At 64.2% G+C, this 24,379-nt stretch carries 20 protein-coding genes; 15 read left to right on the top strand and 5 right to left on the bottom strand.

What is annotated here, in order from left to right; genetic code table 11:
• Nucleotides 1–182: 182 nt before the first annotated feature.
• Nucleotides 183–464 carry a hypothetical protein gene (locus Q2M23_RS15545; RefSeq protein WP_316396047.1) on the bottom strand — a complete coding sequence of 94 codons (282 nt, stop codon included), beginning with the start codon at nt 462–464 and terminating at the stop codon, nt 183–185.
• Between the two features lie 99 nt (nt 465–563).
• Complete coding sequence (locus Q2M23_RS15540) at nt 564–2,396, bottom strand: PQQ-binding-like beta-propeller repeat protein (RefSeq protein ID WP_316396046.1); 1,833 nt, start codon at nt 2,394–2,396, stop codon at nt 564–566.
• 258 nt (nt 2,397–2,654) lie between these two features.
• On the opposite strand from Q2M23_RS15540, the gene Q2M23_RS15535 reads away from it, so the two are divergent.
• The 3 genes from Q2M23_RS15535 to Q2M23_RS15525 all read left to right on the top strand — a co-directional run bounded on the left by Q2M23_RS15535 (nt 2,655) and on the right by Q2M23_RS15525 (nt 6,477).
• Complete coding sequence (locus Q2M23_RS15535) at nt 2,655–4,235, top strand: sugar ABC transporter ATP-binding protein (RefSeq protein WP_316396045.1); 1,581 nt, start codon at nt 2,655–2,657, stop codon at nt 4,233–4,235.
• Nucleotides 4,232–5,224 (top strand): ABC transporter permease, encoded by a 993-nt coding sequence (locus tag Q2M23_RS15530; RefSeq protein WP_316396044.1) that lies wholly within the window; start codon nt 4,232–4,234, stop codon nt 5,222–5,224. The genes Q2M23_RS15535 and Q2M23_RS15530 overlap by 4 nt, the downstream gene beginning before the upstream one ends.
• A 101-nt stretch (nt 5,225–5,325) precedes the next feature.
• A complete protein-coding gene (locus Q2M23_RS15525; RefSeq protein ID WP_057018879.1) occupies nt 5,326–6,477 on the top strand; it encodes a substrate-binding domain-containing protein in 1,152 nt (383 codons plus the stop codon).
• A gap of 80 nt (nt 6,478–6,557) precedes the next feature.
• Here the strand turns inward: Q2M23_RS15525 and Q2M23_RS15520 are convergent, their stop codons facing one another.
• Complete coding sequence (locus tag Q2M23_RS15520; protein ID WP_057018878.1) at nt 6,558–7,352, bottom strand: DeoR/GlpR family DNA-binding transcription regulator; 795 nt, start codon at nt 7,350–7,352, stop codon at nt 6,558–6,560.
• Between the two features lie 257 nt (nt 7,353–7,609).
• Between Q2M23_RS15520 and deoC the strand changes: the two genes are divergently transcribed.
• The 8 genes from deoC (at nt 7,610) to Q2M23_RS15480 (ending at nt 17,056) form a co-directional block, all read left to right on the top strand.
• Nucleotides 7,610–8,614 carry a deoxyribose-phosphate aldolase gene (gene deoC, locus Q2M23_RS15515; RefSeq protein ID WP_316396042.1) on the top strand — a complete coding sequence of 335 codons (1,005 nt, stop codon included), beginning with the start codon at nt 7,610–7,612 and terminating at the stop codon, nt 8,612–8,614.
• A gap of 10 nt (nt 8,615–8,624) precedes the next feature.
• Nucleotides 8,625–11,012 (top strand): aldehyde dehydrogenase family protein, encoded by a 2,388-nt coding sequence (locus Q2M23_RS15510; protein WP_316396041.1) that lies wholly within the window; start codon nt 8,625–8,627, stop codon nt 11,010–11,012.
• 79 nt (nt 11,013–11,091) lie between these two features.
• Nucleotides 11,092–11,547 (top strand): RbsD/FucU family protein, encoded by a 456-nt coding sequence (locus tag Q2M23_RS15505; protein WP_316396040.1) that lies wholly within the window; start codon nt 11,092–11,094, stop codon nt 11,545–11,547.
• Nucleotides 11,548–11,551: 4 nt separating this feature from the next.
• Nucleotides 11,552–12,475, top strand: coding sequence for a ribokinase (locus Q2M23_RS15500; protein ID WP_316396039.1), 924 nt, complete (start codon nt 11,552–11,554; stop codon nt 12,473–12,475).
• A gap of 7 nt (nt 12,476–12,482) precedes the next feature.
• Nucleotides 12,483–13,358 carry a carbohydrate ABC transporter permease gene (locus tag Q2M23_RS15495; RefSeq protein ID WP_253624229.1) on the top strand — a complete coding sequence of 292 codons (876 nt, stop codon included), beginning with the start codon at nt 12,483–12,485 and terminating at the stop codon, nt 13,356–13,358.
• Nucleotides 13,355–14,392: a carbohydrate ABC transporter permease gene (locus Q2M23_RS15490; RefSeq protein WP_057018873.1), complete on the top strand. Its 1,038-nt coding sequence runs from the start codon at nt 13,355–13,357 to the stop codon at nt 14,390–14,392. Before Q2M23_RS15495 ends, Q2M23_RS15490 begins: the two co-directional genes overlap by 4 nt.
• A 49-nt stretch (nt 14,393–14,441) precedes the next feature.
• Complete coding sequence (locus Q2M23_RS15485; protein WP_316396051.1) at nt 14,442–15,881, top strand: extracellular solute-binding protein; 1,440 nt, start codon at nt 14,442–14,444, stop codon at nt 15,879–15,881.
• Between the two features lie 83 nt (nt 15,882–15,964).
• Nucleotides 15,965–17,056, top strand: a complete 1,092-nt coding sequence (locus Q2M23_RS15480; RefSeq protein WP_253603290.1) for an ABC transporter ATP-binding protein — start codon at nt 15,965–15,967, stop codon at nt 17,054–17,056.
• Nucleotides 17,057–17,087: 31 nt separating this feature from the next.
• On the opposite strand, the gene Q2M23_RS15475 is transcribed toward Q2M23_RS15480, so the two are convergent.
• On the bottom strand, nt 17,088–18,086 hold the full coding sequence (locus Q2M23_RS15475; protein ID WP_316396038.1) for an AraC family transcriptional regulator: 999 nt from the start codon (nt 18,084–18,086) through the stop codon (nt 17,088–17,090).
• 538 nt (nt 18,087–18,624) lie between these two features.
• Here Q2M23_RS15475 and Q2M23_RS15470 point away from each other — a divergent pair.
• The 3 genes from Q2M23_RS15470 (at nt 18,625) to serA (ending at nt 21,050) form a co-directional block, all read left to right on the top strand.
• The gene (locus Q2M23_RS15470; protein WP_229192252.1) at nt 18,625–18,921 is read left to right on the top strand and encodes a hypothetical protein; all 297 of its coding nucleotides are present in this window, start codon (nt 18,625–18,627) and stop codon (nt 18,919–18,921) included.
• 188 nt (nt 18,922–19,109) lie between these two features.
• Nucleotides 19,110–19,445 (top strand): BA14K family protein, encoded by a 336-nt coding sequence (locus Q2M23_RS15465; RefSeq protein WP_229192251.1) that lies wholly within the window; start codon nt 19,110–19,112, stop codon nt 19,443–19,445.
• Between the two features lie 351 nt (nt 19,446–19,796).
• Nucleotides 19,797–21,050, top strand: a complete 1,254-nt coding sequence (gene serA, locus Q2M23_RS15460) for a phosphoglycerate dehydrogenase (RefSeq protein ID WP_316396037.1) — start codon at nt 19,797–19,799, stop codon at nt 21,048–21,050.
• Between the two features lie 9 nt (nt 21,051–21,059).
• Here the strand turns inward: serA and Q2M23_RS15455 are convergent, their stop codons facing one another.
• A complete protein-coding gene (locus Q2M23_RS15455) occupies nt 21,060–22,493 on the bottom strand; it encodes a short-chain fatty acyl-CoA regulator family protein (protein ID WP_076829069.1) in 1,434 nt (477 codons plus the stop codon).
• 145 nt (nt 22,494–22,638) lie between these two features.
• Here Q2M23_RS15455 and Q2M23_RS15450 point away from each other — a divergent pair, with 145 nt between their 5' ends.
• Nucleotides 22,639–24,276: an isocitrate lyase gene (locus Q2M23_RS15450; protein WP_057018867.1), complete on the top strand. Its 1,638-nt coding sequence runs from the start codon at nt 22,639–22,641 to the stop codon at nt 24,274–24,276.
• The last annotated feature ends 103 nt before the right edge of the window (nt 24,277–24,379 follow it).

Raw genomic sequence — 24,379 nt, 5'->3', positions numbered from 1 at the left:
CGAGCCTTCTTCGAGACCGTCCCGGCTCGAAACACCGCTTAAGCCGGGCGCCGGCGCCAGTTCTTCACGAACGACTACTGGTGATCCCGGCAGGCTCGTGCGCGGGTCTGGTGTCCGGGATTAGACGTCGCCAACCACCGATTGACCACCGAAACACAGTGAACAAACAGCGATAACAGTGGTCAATCAGGATCGGCCTTCATTGTTTTTGTTGATTTTTTCGCTTGCTGCTTACGTTCGGGACGCAGGGGTCGCAGGTTCGAATCCTGCCACTCCGACCATTCTTTCAAGCACTTATAGTTTCTGTGTTTTTCGTGCGCAACGACATGCGCATCGATTTGAAGCGCGGCTGCCATGTCGGTCGATTTCGGGACGCCTGTCTCTGATATCGGCGATTCGGGACCATTGGAGCGCGCGAGGGTAACGGCCCCTGACGTGATGTTGCGTAGCACGTCGCCAATCACCACACGGTCTCCCTTCGGACCTCTCGACTGATCCTGTCCGGCATCAAAGCACGAATAGCCCGCCGCGAGTAGTGCTCAGCTTGCCGGCGCAAATACCTGTCAAGGGTTGCCGGCGTCAAAGGCCAGCAGAACATTGCCGGGCAGCCCGCTCCATTGCGCGTAGCCGGAATTGACGTACAGCATGCCGTCGACGACGACCGGGCCGGGTCCGTCCATGGCGCCGCCATGGGCCGCAACGCCGTTGACCGTGGCGTAGTCGCGGGCGGTGTCGATTTCCCAGAGCAGCCGTGCGTCATCGGTCGCGTAGGCGCGCAGGAAGCCGCTCACGCCGCCCGAGAACACGACGCCGGGAATGGCGGTGACCGCCGCGGAGAGAGCGGGACTGCACTGGGGGCGGTCGCCACAGGCCACCGGCGCCACCTGCATCGCGATCCTTCCGGTCGCAAGATCGAGCCCGAACAGGCCGCCACCTTCGCTTGAATTCAGACGTCGCGTGCCGTCCCTGAGAAATCGTACGTCCGAATTGGCGACATAGATTCGGTCCTGGTCGGCGGCGGAACCCCATTCGGTCCCGCCCAACGCGCCACCCTTGCCGATCCGCGTCTGCCACAGGATCTTGCCCTCGTGGTCGGGATCGAGCGCGTGGACCACGCCGGATTTCTGGCCGATCACCAGCACGCGCTGTCCGTTACGCAGGCTCACCAGGATCGGTGATTGGCCGAAATCATGGTCGGGGCCGCGGTCTTCCGGACAATTGCTCTGATCGGTGCCGAAACACGCAACGACGAAGCTGTCCTTCGGTGTGGCCTGTTGGTGCCAAAGCATTCGGCCGGTCGCGAGATCGAACGCGAGGATGGCATCGCTGGTGTCGGTTGCCGGATCGGCATAGCTGTTCGAGGTCGCGACATAGAGCGCCTGGCGCTGCACGTCGATCGTCGGCGCGGACCAGACCGACGCGCCGGCCGGACCGAACAGCTGGGTCCCGAGGGCGTTCGCCCGTGTCGGATGCGGTGCCTCGGGAATCGTATAGGCCTTCCAGATCTGCGCGCCGGTCTCGGCCTTCAGCGCAACGACGCTGCCGCGAAACGTACAGCACTGGTAGGTGGGACGAGACCCGATAGCCTCCTCGATCGATGAAACGCCGACATAGACGACGCCGGAATAGAACACTGGCGCACCGGTAATCCGGCCGGCCACATGATCGTCGACCTTGCTCTTCCAGATCAGTTTGCCGGTCGCGGCATTCAGGGCGTAGACGTTGGCACGCACATCGCCAAAGAAGATGGCAGGCTGGCCGTTGTCCAGCGGGGCAAAGCTGATGGCCGTCCGCACCGGCGCCTCGGTCGGAAACGCCCAGCGCGTGCAGCCGCTTTTGGCGTCGAGGGCGTGGACCTTGCGGTCGCCGCCACCGACGAACAGCAAGCCGCCGACGACAGCCGGCTGCGCGTTGGCGTTCGACGTGTCAGGAAATCCGAACGCCCATTTCAGACGCAGCCGCGGGACCTGGTCTTGCGCGAGGCCGGCCATTGCCGCCGGCTGAAACCGGCTGTTGTTGATATCCGTGCCCCAACCGTTCCACCGCGGCCCATCGATCGGCTGCGGAAAGCCGGTCTCGTTCTGCGCGCATTGGCCTGCGCTCTCGGTTGGCACGAGCGACGCGGCCTTTCCGGTGACGAGTGAGGCGATCGCCGCCCGCTCGTCGCTGGTCAGTCCCTGCGCGAAGGATGCCATCGGGCCGGTGGTGATCGCACCAAGCACCTCGTCGAACGATCTGGATTGCAGGGTGGTGCGGCTCGGCGCGCGAACACCCGTGTTGCTGCTGTCGTGACATTGCGCACAGCGTTGCGCGTAGAGGTCGGCACCGGCTTGCTGCGCCGCGGCGGGCAGGCAAGACGAGATCAGGGCGATGGCAATCGCAGCACTCAGTTTCATCGTGATTCACCGGCGTTGGCTTTGATGAAGAGAGCAATTGCAGCTTAGCACAACCTTCCGGCTGCCATCGTGCCTGGCGGAGGCCGGCCGCACGTATGGCGGTGCAACATCCGATCGCCGCCTTCAATTCGAGCGCCCGCCGGCGCGATCTCCCATTGACAGGTCGGTCGATGTGATAGAATTATAACAAGATAAGTTGCAAAAATAACAATATGTCACCATCGTACCAGCGCCTCGCGCGGTCGACGGGAGGAAAATTTGGAATTGTCCGGTTCGATCGCAGCCGAGCCTCGGCCGTCGACGGCGCTGTTGATGGTCGGTGGCATCAACAAACGCTTCGGCGGCGTGCGGGCGTTGCGCGACGTCAACCTAGAGGTCCGGGCCGGCGAGGTGCACGCGCTGCTGGGCGAGAACGGGGCCGGCAAGTCCACGCTGATCAAGATCCTTAGTGGTGTCCACGCGGCCGACAGCGGCACGATCGAGATCGCCGGCAAACCAGCTACGTTCGACAGTCCGGCTAGATCGCGCGAGGCAGGCATCGCCGTCGTCTATCAGGACCTCAGTCTCGTCGAGTCGCTGAGCGTCGCCGACAATCTGTTGCTCGGCCGCGAGCCGCGTACGCGGTTCGGCTTTGTCCGCAAGCGCGAACTGATGGCCAGGGCCGGGGCGTTCCTGAGCGAGCTCGGCATTCCCCTCGATACCAAGGCAGCAGTCGGCTCGCTGCCGTTCGCCTACCGCCAGATGACCGAGATCGCCAAGGCACTGATGGGCGAGGTGCGCCTGTTGATCCTCGATGAACCGACATCGTCCCTTACTTCGGATGAAGTTCGCATCCTGTTCGATGCGATCGGCAAGGCGACGCGCCGCGGCGTTGGCGTGATCTATGTGACGCATCGGCTCAACGAGGTGTTCGAGATCTCGCAGCGTGTCACGGTGCTGCGCGACGGCGGCAATGCCGGGACTTTCGTCACCGCCGAGACCGACATGAAGCGGCTGGTGAACGCCATCATCGGCATCGATCGATTGGTGCCCGCGGCGTCGCGCGCCGAACCTGCAGTTGCGCGTTCATTCGATCCGTCGCCGGTTCTGTCGCTGTCGCGCGTGTCGAACGATCGCCTGTCGGCCGTCGAACTGTCCGTGATGAAGGGTGAGATCCACGGCCTTGCCGGATTGATCGGCAGCGGACGCACCGAGATTCTGGAGACCATCTTCGGCCTTCGGCCGGTCGACAGCGGCACATGCCAGATCGACGGCCGGCCATGGCTGCCGAGGAGCGCGGCCGATGCGATCGACCATGGCGTCGCGCTGGTGCCGGAAGACCGGCATCTGCAGGGCCTGGTGCTGGATCATTCGATCGAGCGCAACATCACCTTGCCGCGGATTCCGCATTTCTCGCGCTGGGGCTTCATGCAGCAGCGCGCCGCCGCCCGGCGTGCCGACGCTGCGGTGGCGAGGCTGTCGGTGAAGGCACAAGGCGCTTCGAGCCTGGTCAGGACATTGTCCGGCGGCAACCAGCAGAAGGTCGTGTTCGGAAAATGGAATGATCCGCGGCCGCGCGTGCTGCTGCTCGACGAGCCGACGGTCGGCGTCGACGTCGGCGCGCGCGAGGAGATCTACGGCGTGATCCGCAATGCCGCTCGCGACGGCACCGGCGTCCTGGTGGTCTCGTCGGACCTCGTCGAACTGATCGAGCTCTGCGACCGCATCTCCGTGATCGTCGATGGACGCGTGGCGCGAACGCTGCTGCGCGGGGAGATCGATGATGCCGAAGAGCTCCATCATCTGCTGCAGATCTACCAGGCTTCCGAACAAGGCGTATTGCAAGAGCTGCTCGCATGACCGAACTGACCGCGCCCAACCTCGTCGCCTCGTCGACCCGATCCGATCGACGCCGCAAGCTGCTGCAGAATCTGCTGCGGGGTGAGCGGCCCTACATGCTGTACATCGCCTTCGTGGTGCTGCTGGTCGTGTTCAGCCTGTCCTCGCCCTGGTTCCTGTCGGTCGACAATTTCCTGAACGTCGGACGCCAGACCACGCTGGTCTCGATCATCGCGGTCGGCATGACCTTTGTGATCATCGCGCGCCAGATCGATCTGTCGGTCGCATCGACATTGGCGCTGTCGGGCATGGCCGCGGCGCTCGCGATGAGTCAGATCAACAATAGCTGGATCGTAGGCGCTGTTGCCGGGCTCGGCACCGGCGCGCTGGTCGGGCTGCTCAACGGCATCCTGACCACGCAGCTCTCGATCCCGTCGTTCCTGGTGACGCTGGGTTCACTGAGCATGGCGCGCGGTTTGGCGATGATGGTAACCAATACCAAGCCTGTCATCATCACCAACGAGACGTACTTTGCGATCTTCGGCGAAGGCTCGTTCCTGGGCATACCGGTTCCGATCGCCTGGACGCTGGTGGCGATGATCGTCGGCATCCTGCTGCTGCACTATAACGTGTTCGGCCGCCGCATCTATGCGGTCGGCGGCAATCCGACCGCGGCGCTGTATTCCGGTATCAACACCAAATGGGTAACGACCGCGGCCTTTGTGCTGACCGGCGCGCTCGCCGGGCTTGCGGCGCTGGTGCTGTCCGCGCGCTCGCACGCCGCGCGGCCCGACGTCGTGCAGGGCATGGAGCTCGACGTCATCGCCGCCGTGATCCTCGGTGGTTGCAGCCTGTTCGGCGGGCGCGGCTACATCCTGGGGACGCTGTTCGGCAGCCTCATCATCGGCACACTCAACAACGGCCTCGTGCTGCTCGGCGTCAGCTCGCCGCTGCAGCTCGTCATCAAGGGAGCGATCATCGTGGCCGCGGTCGCCTTCACGAAACGCTAGAGCACGACGGTGCAGCGCATGGGCCGCAAGGTCAGGCGTTGCAAGGGTAGGGGCAAGGTCGCCGGCCTCCGGTCAATCGGCGACCAAAACGGGAGGAAACAATGAAGCCGATCTTGCGACAAACCCTGCCGCTGACCGCGTTGATCGCGGCGACGGCCATTTCGATCGCCGCCTCGGCTCGCGCCGAAGTGCCTGCAACCTGCGTCAAGGGCGTCGATCTCGCGACGCTTGGACCGAAATCGATCGTCGGTCAGGGGCCGCACGGCGAGAAGGCCGCCTCGCCCGAAGTGCTGGCGCTGTCGGACGCCGATGCCGCCAAGATCAGGGAGAAGCATTTCAAGGTCGGCATCTCCATGCAGACCGTCAATCTCGACTGGGCGCAACTGCAGATCCAGGGCATCACCGATACGCTGAAGAAGTACGGTGTGACCGTCACCGGCGTCGCGTCCGCCGAATATCAGGTCGACAAGCAGATCGCCGATATCGAGAACACCATCCAGCAGCATCCGGATGGCATCATCTCGATCCCGGTCGATTTCACGGCGACCGCACCGACCTACAAGAAGATCGCCAAGGCCGGCATCAAGCTCGTGCTGATGGACAGCATCCCGACCGGCCTGAAGCATCCGGAGGAATATGCCTCCATGATCTCGGCGGATAGCCAGGGCAACGGCCTGATCGCGGCCCAGATCCTGGCGTCCTGCGTCGCGCAGGGCGGCACCATCGGCCTCGTCAATTTCGGCGTCGATTATTTCAGCACCAACGAGCGCACCAAGGGCGTCCGTGAGTGGATGCAGAAGAATCGTCCCGACATCAAGATGAAGCAGGTCGACTTCACCGACCCGCCGAAGGTGTCGCAGATCGCGGGCGACTTCCTCACCGGCAATCCGGATATCAAGGGCCTGTTCGCGGTCTGGGACCAGCCGGCGCTCGATACGCTGAGCTCGATGCGCGCGCAGGGCATCGACATTCCGGTCGCCACCGTCGATCTCGGCCTGCAATCGGCGATCGAGATCGCCAAGGGTGGCCCGCTGAAGGCGACCGGATCGCAGCGCCCCTATGACCAGGGTGTCGCCGAAGCGATGGCCATGATGAACGCGCTGCTCGGCAAGGAAACGCCGGGCTGGATCGGTGTGCAGTCGCTGCCGGTGACGCAGTCCAACGTGTTGGAATCCTACAAGACGGTGTTCAAGAAGGAGCCGCCGCCGGAGCTGACCGACGCCTGCAACAAGGCGAAGCCTGCCTGCAACTGAGCCGCAGGAGTGCGATGCGTGGTCCCGCGAGCCCGCGCATCGTGAGCAGCCTGATCCGGGCGTGCCAGCCCCCGCTCGGATCAGGTTGCGCTGGTCACGTACTCGACGGGAAGGCTACGGAAGTGCTTGCGCATGTCCGCTGACGCCGCGCCGCCGACGATGATGCGCGAGAACGCGCCGATATCGGAGAAGAACGCCGACTTGAGGCTGCCGAGCTTGCTGGCGTCGATCACCAGGATGCTTTCCATCGCGGTCTCGATGACGGCCTGCTTGACGGCGACCTCGTGAAAATTCGAGCAGCTCGCGCCGCGGGTCCAGTGCACGCCGCCCGCGGAGATGAAGGCCTTGTTGATGCCGAGCCGCCGCAGATAGGATAGGCCGTCGTCCGACGCAAAGGACTGCGACGACGGATGGTAGAGGCCGCCCATCAGCATCACCTGCGTGGCCGGCCGTCGCGTGACGATCGACGCCACGTTCATCGAATAGCAGATCACCGAAAGCGGCAGGTCCTCCGGTAGGCAGTCCGCCAGCGACTGCATCGTCGTGCCGCAATCGATGAAGATCGTATCGCCTTCCTTGATCGAGGCCGCGGCAGACCGGCAGGCCAGGCGCTTGTCCTGGGTGTGCTGATCGATCTCCTGCTCGAACGTGTACTTGACCCCGGTCGGCGACGCCGCATTGACGACGTAGCCGCCGAGCAGCGCCAGCGCGGCGTCCGGCCCGGCGAGATCACGCCGGACCGTCATTTCGGAAACCTTGAGGAGCTCGGCGGCGTCCTTCAGATGCAGCGTGCCGCTCGATTCGACGGCGCGGCGCAGCCTCTGCAGGCGCTGCACGCGCGTCTCGCTTGGTCGTGCGTTCGATGTTTCAGCCATTTTGATCGCCGGGCTTGCTTATCCGATTGACAATGATCTTACAATGTTGTGAGTTTATCAACGTCGATTTGTTACAATAATAACATCCAGTCCGGCGGGCTGATCGAGGGTCGGGGACGGTGTCGTCCTCAGGCCGTCGGCAAACCCCGCGGCAAGGTCAGGGGAGGATCACATGTTGCGATCGACACATTCAGTCTATCTGGCGATCTCGTCGATTCGCTAGGACGCACGGCGCCTCCATGACGCAGAGCGTCTTCATGCAGAATCCATCCCCATTGGCCGCGCAGTCGCCTTCCCCGGGCGGCGGGCATCAGCTCCCGCGCAACAGCGGTCGCGCGCTCGAGATGGATTGGGTCGACGAGATCAGGATCAATCTGTCGGCCGCCGAACGCCGCGTTGCGAGCCTGCCGGGCCGACGCACGGTCAAGAAAGACGCGCAGGCGGCGTGGCTTCTCAAGGCGATCACCTGCATCGACCTGACGACGCTCAATGGCGACGATACGACCGAACGGGTGAAGCGCCTCTGCGCCAAGGCCAAAGCGCCGGTGCGCGGCGACCTTCTCGAGCGGCTCGGCTTTGCCGGCCGCGAGCTGCATACCGGCGCGGTCTGTGTCTACCATCGGTTCGTGGCGACGGCCGTCGAAGCGCTCAGCGGATCGGACATCCCGGTCGCCGCGGTCTCGACCGGATTTCCCGCAGGCCTCGTGCCGCATGATCTGAAGCTGAAGGAGATCGAAGCGTCGGTCCGCGACGGCGCGCAGGAGATCGACATCGTCATCACGCGCGAGCATGTGCTGACCGGCGATTGGCGGGCGCTTTACGCCGAGGTGCGGGATTTCCGCGTCGCCTGCGTCGACGCGCATCTGAAGACGATCCTGGCCACCGGCGATCTCAAGACGCTGCGCAATGTCGCCAAGGCGTCGATGGTCTGCATGATGGCCGGCGCCGATTTCATCAAGACCTCCACCGGCAAGGAAGGCGTCAACGCGACGCTGCCGGTGACGCTCGCGATGCTGCGGATGATCCGCGTCTATCAGGAGCGCACCGGCTACCAGATCGGCTTCAAGCCGGCCGGCGGAATCTCGACGGCAAAGGACGTGCTCAACTATCAGTTCCTGATGAAGGAGGAGCTGGGACGCGACTGGCTCGAGCCGGATCTGTTCCGCATCGGCGCCTCCAGCCTGCTCGCCGATATCGAGCGACAGCTCGAGCATCACGTGACCGGCCACTATTCGGCCTTCAATCGCCACCCCGTGGGATGAGACTCCAGCGATGAGCGTCGCAAGCTATTTCGAGACCATGGAGTATGGCCCCGCGCCGGAGGCGGACGGCGAGGCACGCGCCTGGCTGGCGCGGCATGGCGCCACGTTCGGGCATTTCATCGCCGGCAAGTTCACAGCGCCGCACGCCGGCAAACACCTCACGACGACCGAGCCGGCCACGGGCAAGACGCTGGCGCGCATCGCGCAGGGCGCCGCCGCCGATATCGAGGCGGCGGTCAACGCCGCACGCACTGCGCAGACAGCCTGGGCAAAGCTCGGCGGTCACGGCCGCGCGCGTCATCTCTATGCGTTGGCGCGCATGCTACAGCGTCACGCCCGGCTGTTCGCCGTGCTGGAGGCGATCGACAACGGCAAGCCGATCCGGGAAACCCGCGATCTCGACGTGCCGCTCGCCGCGCGCCATTTCCTCTATCACGCCGGCTGGGCGCAGCTGCAGGAGCGCGAATTCACCGATCAGGTGCCGGTTGGCGTGATCGGGCAGATCATTCCGTGGAATTTTCCGCTGCTGATGCTGGCGTGGAAGATCGCGCCGGCGCTGGCCGCGGGCAATACGGTGGTGCTGAAGCCGGCGGAGTTCACCTCGCTCACCGCGCTGCTGTTCGCCGAACTGTCGGCCGAGGCCGGCCTGCCGCCGGGCGTGCTGAATGTCGTGACCGGCGACGGTGCCACCGGCGCGCTGCTGGTCGAAAGCCCCGGCGTCGACAAGATCGCGTTCACCGGCTCGACCGAGGTCGGACGGCTGATCCGCCAGTCGACCGCAGGCACCGGCAAGTCCCTCACGCTGGAGCTCGGCGGCAAGTCGCCGTTCATCGTGTTCGACGATGCCGATATCGACGGCGCGGTGGAAGGCGTGGTGGATGCGATCTGGTTCAACCAGGGCCAGGTCTGCTGCGCCGGCTCGCGGCTGCTGCTGCAGGAGGGGATCGCGGAGACTTTCCGCCGGCGCCTGATCCGCCGCATGGAGACGCTTCGCGTCGGCATGCCGCTCGACAAGGCGATCGACATGGGCGCGGTGGTCGCGCCGGTGCAACTCGAACGGATCAAGTCGCTGGTCGAGACCGGAGTGAAGGAGGGTGCCGAGAAATATCAGGCGTCCGGTGCGATCCCGGCGGAAGGATGTTTCTATCCGCCGACCTTGCTCTGGAACGTGCATCCGTCCTCGACGGTTGCGACCGAAGAGATCTTCGGCCCTGTCCTGGTGGCGATGACGTTCCGCACCCCCGACGAGGCTGTGATGCTCGCCAACAACACGCGCTACGGTCTTGCTGCGAGCGTGTGGAGCGAGACGCTCGGGCTGGCGCTCGATATCGCGCCGAAGCTCTTGGCCGGCGTGGTCTGGGTCAACGCCACCAATCTGTTCGACGCCAGCGTCGGCTTCGGCGGCTATCGCGAGTCCGGCTTCGGCCGCGAGGGCGGCCGTGAAGGCATGTATGAGTACCTCAAGCCGAAGGCCTGGAGCGGGCGCAAGGCGCGGGCCAAGGCATCGCCGCTGGCGACGGCTTCTGGCGCCAGCGCCGGATTCGATGTGCCGCCGATCGATCGAACGGCAAAACTGTTCGTCGGCGGCAAGCAGGTGCGCCCGGACGGCAATTATTCGCGTCCGGTGCTGTCGCCGAAGGGCCGGCGCCTCGGCGAGGCAGGCGAGGGCAATCGCAAGGATATCCGCAATGCGGTGGCCGCGGCGCGCTCCGCCGAGTCCTGGGCGCGGGCGACGGCGCATAATCGCGCCCAGATCCTCTATTACCTTGCCGAGAATCTTTCCGCGCGCGGCGACGAATTCGCCCGGCGCATCGCCGAGATGACCGGCGTGTCGGCTGCGAAGGCGCGCACGGAAGTCGATGCGAGCATCGAGCGGTTGTTCAGCTATGGCGCCTGGGCGGACAAATTCGAAGGATCCATCCACGCGCCGCCGCTGCGCGGCGTGGCGCTCGCGATGCATGAGCCGATCGGCGTGGTCGGCGTCGCCTGTCCCGACGAGGCGCCGCTGCTTGCCTTCATCAGCCTGGTGGCGCCGCTGGTTGCGATGGGCAACCGGGTCGTCGCCGTGCCCAGCGAGCGGCATCCGCTCGCCGCGACCGACTTCTACCAGGTGCTGGAGACCTCGGACGTGCCTGGCGGCGTGGTCAACATCGTCACCGGCGATCACAGCGAGCTGGTCAAGGTGCTTGCCGAGCACGACGATGTCGACGCGCTCTGGGCGTTCGGATCGCAGGACGCCTCAGCGGCCGCCGAACGGCTGTCGATCGGCAATCTCAAACGGACGCTGGTCGATCATGGCCTCGCGCTCGATTGGTACGACAAGGCCGCGAGCGAGGGCCCGATCCTGCTCCGCCACGCGGTGCAGGTGAAGAACATCTGGATTCCGTACGGTGACTAGCGACGTCACCTCGCGGTGATATCGATGGGGTTCGGACCGTCAGAGTCCGGCGAGTTTGAACACAAGGGAGGGACGCAACATGCTCAAGGGCATCGATCCACTGCTCAATGCCGACGTACTCTATGCCCTGCGGGCGATGGGGCATGGTGATCGTCTGGTGGTGTGCGATACCAATTTTCCGGCCGACTCGATCGCGCGCCAGACGGTTCTCGGCCGGTTGCTGCGCATCGACAATGTCAACGCGGCTAGGGCGATCGAGGCGATGCTGTCGGTGATGCCGCTCGATACGTTTGTCGACGATGCAGCGATCCGCATGGAGATTGTCGGCCAGGCTCAGGAAGTGCCACCCGTGCAGCGCGAGGTGCAGGCCGCGATCGATCGCGCGGAGGGACGGTCATGGCCGCTGGTCGGCGTCGAGCGCCACGCTTTCTACGAGAAGGCCAAGACGGCCTATTGCGTGATCGCGACGGGCGAGCGGCGCTTCTATGGCTGCTTCCTGTTCAGCAAGGGCGTGATCGGGCCGGACGGGGAGTGACGAGATGAGCAAGAGTGGCGTCGCCGTCCTCGGCGTCTTCGTCGTCGACTTGGCGTTCCGCGCCGGCAACATGCCGGCGATCGGCGAGACGATCGCCGGTTCGGGATTCGCGATGGGGCCCGGCGGCAAGGGATCCAACCAGGCTGTCGCGGCCGCGCGGGCCGGCGCCGGCGTGAGCTTCATCTCGCGGATCGGCAGCGACGCCTTCGGCGAGCTTGCGATCAGGACCTGGGAGGCCGAGGGAATCCGGCCGCGCGTGGCGAGGACCGCGGATGCGCCGACCGGCGCGGCGTTTATCTATGTCCATGAGACGTGCGGCGACAACGCCATCATCGTGGTGCCGGGTGCAGCGGGCGGTATCGGCCCGGCCGATGTCGACGCGGTGGCGGACGCGATCCGCGACAGCCGCGTGTTCGTGACGCAGCTCGAGCAGCCGGTCGATGCAGCGCGGCGCGGACTCGAGATTGCGCGCGCCGCCGGCAGCATCACGGTGTTCAATCCGGCACCGGCGATCCAATTCGACGATGGCCTGTTTGCGCTGTGCGATTATGTCGTTCCCAACGAGACCGAGGCCGAAGCGCTCACAGGCATCGCGGTGGGCGACCTCGCCGGCGCCCGCCGCGCCGGCGACGCCCTGTTGGCCAAAGGCGCCGGGACCGCGCTGATCACCCTCGGCGAACGCGGCGCGCTATTCCATGCGCGGGATCGCTCGCTGCACGTGCCGCCCTTCGCGTCCGGCAAGGTCGTCGAAACCACCGGCGCGGGCGATGCATTCGTCGGCGGCTTCGCGGCGGCGCTCGCCGACGGCGTCGATCCGCTCGAGGCCGCGCGGTTCGGTGCGGCCACGGCGGGAATCTCGGTGACCCGGCCGGGCACCGCGCCCGCGATGCCGCGGCGCGCGGAGATCGAAGCGCTGCTGAGGGGATGATGCTGCGATGATGCGGAATGATCCGATCAAGCATGTCTTCATCTGGCCGGCGGTGCTCGTCGTGCTGGCGATCTCGATATTTCCGCTGATCTATTCGCTGACTACGAGCTTCCTCAGCTACCGGCTGATTCCGCCGATCCCGCCGCGCGTCGTCTGGCTTGGCAATTATGCGGCGTTGTTGCAGGAGCCGCGGTTCTGGAATGCGCTCTTCACCACGACGCTGATTGCGCTGATCGCGGTCGGGTTGCAATACGCGATCGGGTTCGGCGTCGCGCTGGCGCTGAATGCGCGGGTGCCGGGTGAGCGGCTGTTCCGCGTCGCCCTGCTGCTGCCGATGCTGCTGGCGCCCGTCGCGGTCGCGCTGGTGGCGCGCATGATCTTCAATCCGACGATGGGACCGCTCAATCAGTTCCTGTCGAAGTTCGGCCTGGTCAACCTGCCGTTCCTTACCAATGGACATTGGGCACTCGCCTGCATCATCGCGGTCGAGGTCTGGCAGTGGACCCCGTTCGTCATCCTGATGATGCTAGCCGGGCTGCAAACGCTTCCCGAAGATGTCTACGAGGCCGCCGAGCTCGAGAATGCCAGCGCCTGGCAGCAGTTCTGGGCCATCACCTTTCCGATGATGCTGCCGATCTCGGCCGCCGTCGTCTTCATCCGCCTGATCGAGAGCTATAAGATCATGGACACGGTGTTCGTGATGACCGGCGGCGGGCCGGGCGTCGACACCGAGACGCTGACGCTGTTCGCCTATCAGGAAGGTTTCAAGAAGTTCAATCTCGGCTACACATCGGCGCTCAGCTTCCTGTTCCTGATCGCGATCACGATCATCGGCGTGACTTATCTGGCGCTGCTGCGGCCGCATCTGGAGAAGCGCCGATGAGCGGCCAGGGCTTGACGGGACTGTCGCCATGGCGCCGCCGCCTGGTCGCGGCCGGCGTTCTCATCTGGTGCCTGATCACGGTGTTTCCGCTCTATTGGGTGGTGGTGACCGCATTCAAGACGCCGCCCGGCGTCGTCGGCGGGCCGACCTATCTGCCGTTCATCGACTTCACGCCGACCTTGCAGCCCTTCATCGATCTCTATCAGGGCATCCGCGGCGAGTTCTTCCGGACCTTCCTGAACTCGACCATCGTTGGCCTATCCGCGGCAGCGATCGCCACGGCGATTGGCGCGATGGCGGCCTATGCGCTGGTGCGCTTCGAATTCAAGGTCCGCTTCGGCGCGGGCCTCGCGTTCTTCCTGCTCGCGCTCGGCGGCTACCTGCTGTTCAACACGACGTTCGGGTTCACCCGCCCGCAGGCCCTGTTGCTGGCCTTTCCGATCGCGCTGATCGTGGCCGTCGCCGCCAACCGCCTGCCGCTGCCCGGACCGATCCTCGGCAATGAGGACATCCTGTTCTGGTTCGTCAGCCAGCGCATGTTCCCGCCCATCGTCACCGCCTTCGCGCTGTATCTGCTCTACAGCGAGATCGGGCGGCTGGGCTTCCAGCTGATCGACAGCTTTGTCGGCCTGACGCTCTGCTACGTCGCCTTCTCGCTGCCGATCGTCGTCTGGCTGATGCGCGACTTCTTCGAGGCTGTGCCGATCGAGGTCGAGGAGGCGGCGATGGTCGACAATGTGCCGAGCTGGCGCATCTTCTTCGGCATCGTGGTGCCGATGTCGATGAACGGGCTGCTGGCGACGTTCATGATCACGCTGGCCTTCGTCTGGAACGAGTTTCTGTTCGCGCTGTTCCTGACCAATTCCAGATGGCAGACGCTGCCGATCCTGGTGGCGGGACAGAACAGCCAGCGCGGCGACGAATGGTGGGCGATATCGGCTGCGGCGCTCGTCGCCATCGTTCCCATGATGATCATGGCGGGCCTGCTCAGCCGGATGATGCGGTCGGGCCTGCTGCTCGGGGCCATCAAATAGCAAAAAACCTTGTAGGGAGGACTAGACGATGTTGCGACGGACGTTCCTGATGCTGACCACCTCGCTCGCGATGGCCTGTGCCGCGAGCCAGGCGAATGCTGCCTGCAGCCCGGACTATACCGGCGTCACCCTGACGGTGGCGTCGCAGACCGGGCCGTATATCGCCTCCGCGCTCAAGCTCGGCGCGGACGAATGGGCGAAGAAGACCTGCGGCAAGGTCAATGTCGTGGAGTTTCCATGGTCCGAGCTCTATCCGAAGATCGCGACGTCGCTCACCGCATCGGACGCGACGTTCGACCTCGTCAGCTTCGCGCCGGCCTGGCTGCCGGATTTCGTGCCCTATCTCAGCGAGATGCCGAAGGAGATGCAGTCCGGCAAGGACTGGGACGATATCGAGCCGGCCTATCGCGAACGGCTGATGGTGTGGGAAGGCAAGATCTACTCGCAGTCGATGGATGGCGACGTCCACACCTATACCTACCGCACCGACCTGTTCAGCGATCCCAAGGAGAAGGACGCCTTCAAGGCCAAATACGGCTACGACCTCGCGCCGCCGAAGACCTGGAAGCAGTATCTCGACATTGCCGAGTTCTTCCAGCGGCCCGACAAGGGGCTGTGGGGAACGGCGGAAGCCTTCCGCCGCGGCGGTCAGCAGTTCTGGTTCTTCTTCAGCCATGCGGCGGCCTACACCAACAATCCGAACTATCCGGGCGCGATGTTCTTCGACCCCGAGACGATGGACGCGCAGATCAACAACCCGGGCTGGGTGAAGGGGCTCGAGGAGTACATCAGGGCATCGAAGCTCGGTCCGCCCAACGCGCTGAATTTCTCGTTCGGCGAGGTGAACGCGGCGGTGGCCGGCGGCCAGGTTGCGGAATCGATCGGCTGGGGCGACACCGGTGTCATCGCCGCGGAACCGAAGCAGTCGAAGATCTCGGGCAAGGTCGGTTCGGCGATGCTGCCCGGTTCGGACGAGATCTGGAACGCCAAGACCAAGAAGTGGGACAAGTTCCCGAGCGTGCTTCCGGGCCCGTTCATGGCATTCGGCGGTTGGCAGATCGCGGTGCCGAAGGCCGGCAAGAACCAGAAGGCGGCATGGGATTTCGTCAAGACACTGACAAGCCCTGAAGTGTCGGGCCAGGCGGCGATCACCGGCGGCAGCGGCGTCAATCCCTATCGCAAATCGCACACTGCCAATCTACAACTGTGGAGCAAGATCTTCTCGCCGGAAGAGGCCAAGGAATATCTCGGCGCGCAATCGGACTCCATCAATGCCAAGAACGTCGCGCTCGACATGCGTCTGCCCGGTTACTTCTCTTACACCGAGGTGGTCGAGATCGAGCTCGGCAAGGCGCTGGCCGGCCAGACCACGCCGCAGGCGGCGCTCGACGCGATGGCCAAGGAGTGGAATCGGCTGACCGACGAGTTCGGCCGGGCCAAGCAGCTCGCGGCCTATCGCGCGGCGATGGGCCTTCCGCCGAAGAACTAGCTTTCCAGTGAGACGTCCCGGATGATGCGCGAGCATCGTCCGGGACTTTACTTGCCGTCGACGAAGGGACGGAAAAGGAATCCATGGCGCACGTCGAGATCGAGAATGTCAGCAAGGCATACGGGCCCTACAAGATCATTGAAGGGCTCGACCTCAACGTGGCCGACGAGGAGTTTGTCGTGCTTGTCGGCCCGTCCGGCTGCGGCAAGACGACGACGTTGCGCATGATCGCAGGACTGGAGGCGGTGACGAGCGGAACTATCCGCATCGGCAATCGCGACGTGACGCAATTGCGTCCTGGCTTGCGCAATTGCGCGATGGTGTTCCAGAACTACGCGCTCTACCCACATATGACGGTCGGAGAGAACATCGGCTACGGCATGAAGGTGCGCGGGGAATCGCGCGCCAGCATCGAGAAGGCCGTCAGCGACGTTGCGCGCGTGCTTGACCTCGAACAATATTTGCAGCGCCGGCCCAAACAGCTCTCGGGCGGGCAGCGCCAGCGCGTGGCGATCGGCCGCGCCATCGTGCGCAGCCCGGATGTGTTTCTGTTCGACGAGCCATTGTCCAATCTCGACGCCAAGCTTCGCATCGAGATGCGGACCGAGATCAAGGCGCTGCACCGCCGTCTCGCCAAGACGATCGTCTATGTCACGCACGACCAGGTCGAAGCCATGACCATGGCCGACCGCGTCGTGGTGATGAACCGCGGCCGCATCGAGCAGGCGGCCGATCCGATCACGATCTACGAGAAGCCCAGCAATCTCTTCGTCGCCGGCTTCATGGGCGCGCCCAGCATGAATTTCATCCATGGCGAGCTAGTCGCCCGCGACGGCGCGCTCATTTTCACCGAGCCGTCGGGCACTGCGTTGAGAGTGCCGAAGTCACGCGAGGCGGCCTATGCCGGCAGCGTCGGCAAGCCCGTGGTGCTCGGCGTCCGGCCCGACCATGTGTTGCGGCAAGACGCATCGACAGGCTCTTCCGTCCGAATCCTTGTGAAAGACGTGGAGCCGCTCGGGCCGCACACTCTGGTGATCGGGACCGTCGGCCCATTCGCGTTCACGGCGCAAATGCCGGTCGGCGTCGCCGCGGAACCGGATCATGTCATCGACGTCGCGCTCGATCTTGAGCGAACGCACTTATTCGACAAGGCGTCTGGGACGGCTATTTGCTGATCCGCCGCAGCCTGGCTCGACAACCGCCTGCCTAGCTTAAGAAACCTCGCGCGCGCCGGACCGTATCGGACGGATACAGGCCGAAGGCCGAGCGGTACACCGCAGCGAAACGGCCCATATGCGTAAAACCCCACTTCAGCGCGACTTCGCTGATCGGGAGCATGTTCTCCGGTCGCGACAGTTCGTCGTGGATGGCCTCCAGCCGAATTTGTCGCAGATAGGCGACCGGCGTCGTGCCGTGGATTTTACGAAAGCCCAATTGCAGCAACCGGCTGCTGACCCCAACCGTTGCGGCAATATCCGAGATCGTCAGCGGCAGATGCGGATTGGCCCGCATATACTCGACCGCACGGCGAATGTAGCGCGGCGGCGCATCCCGCGGGTGGCGGCTCAACCGGTCGGTCAACCGATGAGGAACGTTCTCAAGGATGAGCTGTATGGCTGCTTCCGATAGCAGCGCGCTGGCTTTCGGAGAGCGTACCAGGATCCCGTCATACAAGCCGGTGGTGCTCGTGCGGACAAGCTGAAGAAGGGTCTGTCCAACGCCGGTCGACAAGTCGACGATCGGCGTTAGGTTGAGATCTTCCAGCGCCGTGCTCCCGAACGTCGCAGACAGCACCTTGGCAACTACGCCCGTATGCAAGGTGAGCGTGACGCTTGAGTATCGTCCATCGACCGCTTCGACCCGCTGCGCTTGCATCGTCGGAAGGGGGACGATGGCGATCTCGGAGGGGGTCCGCTGGATGCTCTTTCCTGCGATGAGCATTTCGGCCTGGCCGGCATTCAGCAGGCTTATTGCAAGCTCTCCGGCAGATTTCTCGTAAGAATAGCGCCAATCCCAACCGGCCGACAGATCGGCCCGCACGACGTCAAGTTCCGCGCCGATGGCTATGTCCGCATGCCAGCGAAACGATTCGTCAGGCCGCGGCGAGGAATGCGCATTGATCCCGTGGGGGTGGAGCATTTCAAGGAGTTCTTCGAACGAAGATCCCGATCGCGTGGGAGGTGCAGCGAGTACGTCTTCGACCATCAAATCCCAACCATCGGATGATTGCTGTTTCGCGGATTGCCCGATCCATCAGACCGGTTTTCCGCTGTTCAGGGCGTCCGCCACACGCATAGACCGCATCACCACACTAGCACAGCTTTGGTGATTTCGGGTCGCGTACCCTTTCTCACAATTTCTTCAATATCCGAATAGCGAACAGAATATCCAGGTCGCGCAATCGAGCCGCGAAAGCTGACATTTGATCTCATCCGCTCGCCGGCATCGCGCGAACGTTCCGATTCAATCCGCCGCGCCAACGTTCGAGAGCACCAGCGGATGCACAGCATTCGCGATCGACTGCTCTAGCCACAATCCGAACGCCTGCATCCGGAATGCGACGTCGTCCATGGACTCGTAGCCCATTTGGCCTAAATCGTCACGACCAACTCAAACGGGTTATGAAAGCATGCTTACAAGGATTACTTGCGTACTCGCGCTTACAGTTCTTTCGTCCATGCCTGCGCTGGCCGATGGTTGCGCAGATCACGTCCAGAGCACCGGCGTTCCCATGGTAACGGGCATGACGCACAAGACCTGGATGATCTTCCCGTCGGTCAATCCCGGTGCCGCCCTCGACAAGGTGTCCCGCGCCGTTCTGGCGGAGGGCTTTGTCGGTGTGAACGTCGACAAGAAACTCGGCACGCTGACCACCCAGCAGGACACCACCGGATCCGGCCGCCCACAAACGCTGCAAGTCGTCGTCCGCAAGGACGGCAAAGGCAGCCGCGTCGATGCGATCTTCAGCTTGCCGCCGGGACAGTTGGCTCCAGGTGTCGGCGATAACCTCTGCCGCGTCGTGAACGCGGCCGGCCAATGAACTTCGCCCATCTGTGAAGCGGGCTGACGCGCGAATTGTAACCGGCCGCGCGTGTCCGGGTGTCGTCCGGTCCGGAACCAGACGAGTTCATCCAAGTCGAGGGAATCGGGACGCAGGTGCCGGCCTGCGCCCACAGCAATGAAGCAGGAGATATGATGCGCAGGGCTCGCTTTGTGAAAGTTGTTTTGATGGCGACCACCGGTGCCGTGGTGTTTTCGGCCTCCGCCATTTCGGCTCCGTTGCAGCACGGTACCGGCGTTGCGGCGGCAGTGCCATCGTTGACCGAGAAGGTTTGGTGCCGTTACGGGCAGTGCTATGACAATGGCGGCGGCGCTGCCGTCGGCGGACTGGTCGGTGGCCTCATCGGCGGCGTCATCGCGGCCGGCGCAGCCAACGCCGCCGCGCAGCAGGAAGCTGCCGCCGCCCAGCAGCACGCGGCGTCCTGCGCCCAGCGCTATCGCTCGTACGATGCGGCGTCGAATACGTTCCAGGCAAAGGACGGCCGGCGGTATCCCTGCCAGTGAGACTGCCGCAGGCTTGCGGCGCCGGAACGGGGAGGAAGCGAACCCGCCGCTCCAGACAATAGCCCTCGGCGGCCACGCTGAGCACGAATGGAGCTCCGGCCCGTGAGCCGGAGCAGGCGTTCGAGCGCCCCAGGAGCCGCAAACGCGGCTTCTGGGGCGAATTGGCCAGGATCTTTGACTGAACGGGTTCCCGCTCCGCGCCTGGATGCGCGGATCGAGAGGCTTCATCGGGAATCGCAGAGCGGGCAGCCCACGGCGGCTTCTGACGCGACCGTTTTCCATGCTATCACGCGATCCGTCGAAACTGCGCTCGTGGCAGGATCTGCCCGAACCTTACGAATCCGGATCTCGATGATGCTGTCGCTTCCCAAGACCAAAATACGCGTGCTGCTGCTGGAGGGCGTGAACGAATCCGCGGCCCGGATGTTTGAGGCGAACGGCTATACCGAGCTGCAGCGTCTGCCCAAGGCGCTGGGACCAAAAGAACTCAGGCAGGCGCTGTCGGGCATCCACATGCTGGGAATTCGCTCGCGGACCCAGTTGACCGCGGACATCCTGGAGGCCGCCGACCGATTGCTCGTTGTCGGCTGCTTTTCGGTCGGCACCAATCAGGTGGATCTCGACGCCGCGCGGAAGCTGGGAATCCCCGTATTCAACGCGCCATACTCCAACACCCGCAGTGTGGCGGAGCTGACCATCGCCGAGATCGTGATGCTGTTCCGCCGGATCTTTCCGCGTTCGGTCTCCGCACATGCCGGCGGCTGGGACAAGTCCGCCGAAGGCAGCCGCGAGGTGCGCGGCAAGACGCTCGGCATCGTCGGCTACGGCAACATCGGCTCGCAGCTGTCGAACCTCGCCGAAGCCATGGGCATGCGCGTGATCTATTTTGATCAGACCGACAAGCTCCGCCATGGCAATACCGAGCCCGCCGAATCGCTCGACGCGTTGCTCGCAGCCAGCGACGTCGTATCGCTGCATGTGCCGGAGACGCCGGCCACCGCCAACATGATCGGCGCCGCCCAGCTCCAGCTGATGAAGCCTGAGGCCTATCTGATCAACAACTCGCGCGGCACCGTGGTCGATCTCGATGCGCTGGCGAGCGCGCTGCGCGAGGGCCGGCTGGCGGGTGCTGCGGTCGACGTGTTTCCGGTCGAGCCGGTGTCGAACGAGGCGCGCTTTGTCTCGCCGCTGCAAGGTCTCCCCAACGTCATCCTAACGCCGCATGTCGGCGGTTCGACGGAAGAAGCGCAGGATCGGATCGGCGGCGAAGTTGCGCGCAAGCTGATCGACTATTCCGATGTCGGGTCGACCTTCGGCGCGGTCAATTTTCCGCAGGTGCAATTGCCGGCGCGACCGACCGGCACCCGTTTCATCCATGTTCATCGCAACGTTCCCGGCGTCATGCGCCAGGTCAACGACGCGGTCTCCCGGCACGGGATCAATATCCTGGCGCAATATCTGCAGACCGATCCGGAAGTCGGCTATGTCGTGCTCGAGACCGACGTGGTCGGCGGCGAGGGCGAGGGACTGCTGGCCGATTTGAAAGCCATTGACGGCACGATCCGCGTGCGGGTGCTGTACGACGCGAACCGGCCGCAGGGGTGATCGACTTCGTCAATCCGCCGAGAAGCCGAACGGCACGCTCGAGGTCCTGAAATCGTCCGGAAGAATCTCGCGTCCGATCGGCGGCGCCGACCGCGCCGCGCATCTCGGCCGATGGCAGACCCGGCATGCGACGCCGATCGGCGTCGGCTCGTCGGCATTCGGTCCCTGTCCGTCGCGCGTGTAGATCAACTGGCCCGCATGTTCGGCGGCGCAGCCGATCGCGATCGCCCGCTCGACGCGGATGGCGCCGAACGCGCCGCCGCCGGCGGTCACGGTGCGGGCGATCGAAAAGAACCGCTGTCCGTCGGGCAGTTCCAGCCATTGGGTGACGATCTGGCGCGGCGTCTTGAAGATGTCGTGCACTGACCATAGCGGACATGCACCGCCGTGCTTTGCAAACGGAAAGCCGGCGCCGTCAAGCAGCTTGGAAATGTTGCCGGCCGGATCGACCCGGATCAGGAAGAACGGGACCTTTTCGAGACCCGGCCGTTGCAGGGTCGTGACACGGTGCGCGACCTGCTCGAAGCTGGTGCCGAATTGACGCGCCAGCGCCTCCAGATCGTAGCGGCGGGCCTCGACCGCTTTCGCGAACACCGAATACGGCATGATGAGTGCGGCGGCGGCGTAGGCCGCAAGCGCACGGCGTGCCAGCAGCTCGGCGCTTTTGGTCGTGAACTTGCCGGCTTCGACGGCGGCGCCGATCTCGTTTTCCAGTTCCAGATAGGCAAGTTGCTTGGCCAGCTGAAAATTGAGGCCCGCGGTATCGAGCGAGTCCTCCAGCAGCAATTGTCTGCGATGAAGGTCCAGTCGCCTGATCGAACCCAGCATGACGTTCGGCGGCAGATAGCGGACCTGGAGTTTATGTCGCTCCCGAAGCCGCTCGATAAATCCGGCGGGCCCGGCAGGTTCGTGGACGAGCCGCTCGGCGGCATCGTCGAGGCTGGCAAAATTGTTGCGGCGCGCGGCGAGAAAACGTCGGACCTCCGCAACGGGATCGTTGGCGTCAAAGTTCTCCTGGCCCGGTGAAGCGATCGCCATGTCCGGAGCCCTGCGCTCCGCAAGCGCCAGCTGCTCTTCGCGATAGGCGGTGTAGAGGCGCAGGAACGCCTCGGTCATTCCGGGATAGCTGACCGCGAGGTCGCTGACCTCGAGCGCGGGGATGTCGATGTCGGCAAACATCGGCTCCTTCAAGACGGACTGCATGCGGGCGGTGTGATCGGCACCGCCATCGCCAGCGAGATCAGCCAGATCGATCTTGTAGGTGCGGGCAAGCCGCAGCAGCATGTCGGCCGTCACCGGGCGCTGATTGCGTTCCAGCAGCGCCACATAGGGGGCCGAGATTTCGAGATCGGCGGCCATGTCGGCCTGGGTCAGCCCGAGGTCGCGCCGCAGCCGGCGTAGCCGCGGGCCCATGAAAACGGAACGGGCGCTTGAGGTTACCATCGCCTTATCCAAGGTTTGTAAGGTTATTACAACAATACATCGGTTTCTTGTAAGTTATGACAAGTTTTCCGCGCCAGGTCTAGCTCCCGATGACGCCGCGCGTCACAAACGGTGCAGTTATTTCGTCACCGAAGGGATCACGGACATGAACTTCCAACCGCGCGGGATCAGCGACCGGGCCATCCAGGGACCGGCTTCGTATCAGAGCGAGATCGAGGCGGCCGAAGCGCTGCTCAAGGGCAAGGACACCTGGAACGGCGTCACCGCCGAAGCCGTGGCGCGGATGCGCCTGCAGAACCGCTTCAAGACCGGTCTGGATGTCGCCCGTTACACGGCTGCGCTGATGCGCGCCGACATGGCGGCCTATGACGCCGACAGCACCAAGTACACCCAGTCGCTCGGCTGCTGGCACGGCTTCATCGCCCAGCAGAAGCTGATCTCGGTCAAGAAGCACTTCGGCAATACCGACCGCCGCTATCTGTATCTTTCCGGCTGGATGATCGCGGCGCTGCGCTCCGAGTTCGGCCCGCTGCCGGATCAGTCGATGCACGAGAAGACCTCGGTGCCGGCCCTGATCGAGGAGCTCTACACCTTCCTGCGTCAGGCGGATTCGCGTGAGTTGAACGATATCTTCCGCGCGCTCGATGCGGCCCGCAAGGAAGGCGACAAGGCCAAGGAAAAGGCGCTGATCGAGAAGATCGACAACTTCCAGACCCACGTCGTGCCGGTCATCGCCGACATCGACGCCGGCTTCGGCAATGCCGAGGCGACCTATCTGCTCGCCAAGAAGATGATCGAGGCGGGCGCCTGCGCCCTGCAGATCGAGAACCAGGTCTCCGACGAGAAGCAGTGCGGCCACCAGGACGGCAAGGTGACCGTGCCGCACGAGGTGTTCATCGCGAAGATCCGCGCCTGCCGCCATGCGTTCCTCGAGCTCGGCGTCGAAGACGGCATCATCGTGACCCGCACCGACTCGCTCGGCGCCGGCCTGACCCAGCAGATCGCCGTGAGCCACAAGCCCGGCGACATCGGCGACCAGTACAACAGCTTCCTTGATTGCGAGGAAGTGACGGCCGCCAACGCACGCAACGGCGACGTCATCATCAACCAGAACGGCAAGATGATGCGTCCGAAGCGTCTGCCCAGCAACCTCTACCAGTTCCGTCCCGGCACCGGTGCAGATCGCTGCGTGCTCGACTGCATCACCTCGCTGCAGAACGGCGCCGACCTCTTGTGGATCGAGACCGAGAAGCCGCATATCGAGCAGATCGCCAGCATGGTCGATCGCATCCGCAAGGTCATTCCGAATGCGAAGCTGGCCTACAACAACTCGCCGTCGTTCAACTGGACCCTCAACTTCCGTTGGCAGGTCTATGACGCGATGAAGGAAGCCGGCCAGGACGTCAGCAAGTATAACCGCGCCGAGCTGATGAAGGCGGAGTACGACGACACGCCGCTGGCGAAGGAAGCCGACGAGCGCATCCGTACCTTCCAGGCGGATTCGGCCAAGCGCGCCGGCATCTTCCATCATCTGATCACGCTGCCGACCTATCACACGGCTGCGCTGTCGACCGACAATCTCGCGAGGGAGTATTTCGGCGAGCAGGGCATGCTTGGATACGTCAAGAACGTGCAGCGCGCGGAGATCCGTCAGGGCATCGCCTGCGTCAAGCATCAGAACATGGCGGGCTCCGACATCGGCGACGATCACAAGGAGTACTTCGCCGGTGAGGCTGCCCTCAAGGCGGGTGGCGCCCACAACACGATGAACCAGTTCGGCTGATCGATCGAACGGATCATTCCGACATCGGCTGGACAGGCTGGCGCGCGAGCAGCCTTGCCTGTCCGCCTTGGCGGGGCGATTTTCGACCACGGTAACGCGGTCG

The sequence above is a fragment of the Bradyrhizobium sp. 33ap4 genome (assembly GCF_032654765.1).
Taxonomy (GTDB): Bacteria; Pseudomonadota; Alphaproteobacteria; order Rhizobiales; family Xanthobacteraceae; genus Bradyrhizobium; species Bradyrhizobium australafricanum.
This window is presented reverse-complemented; position numbering and strand designations above follow the sequence as displayed.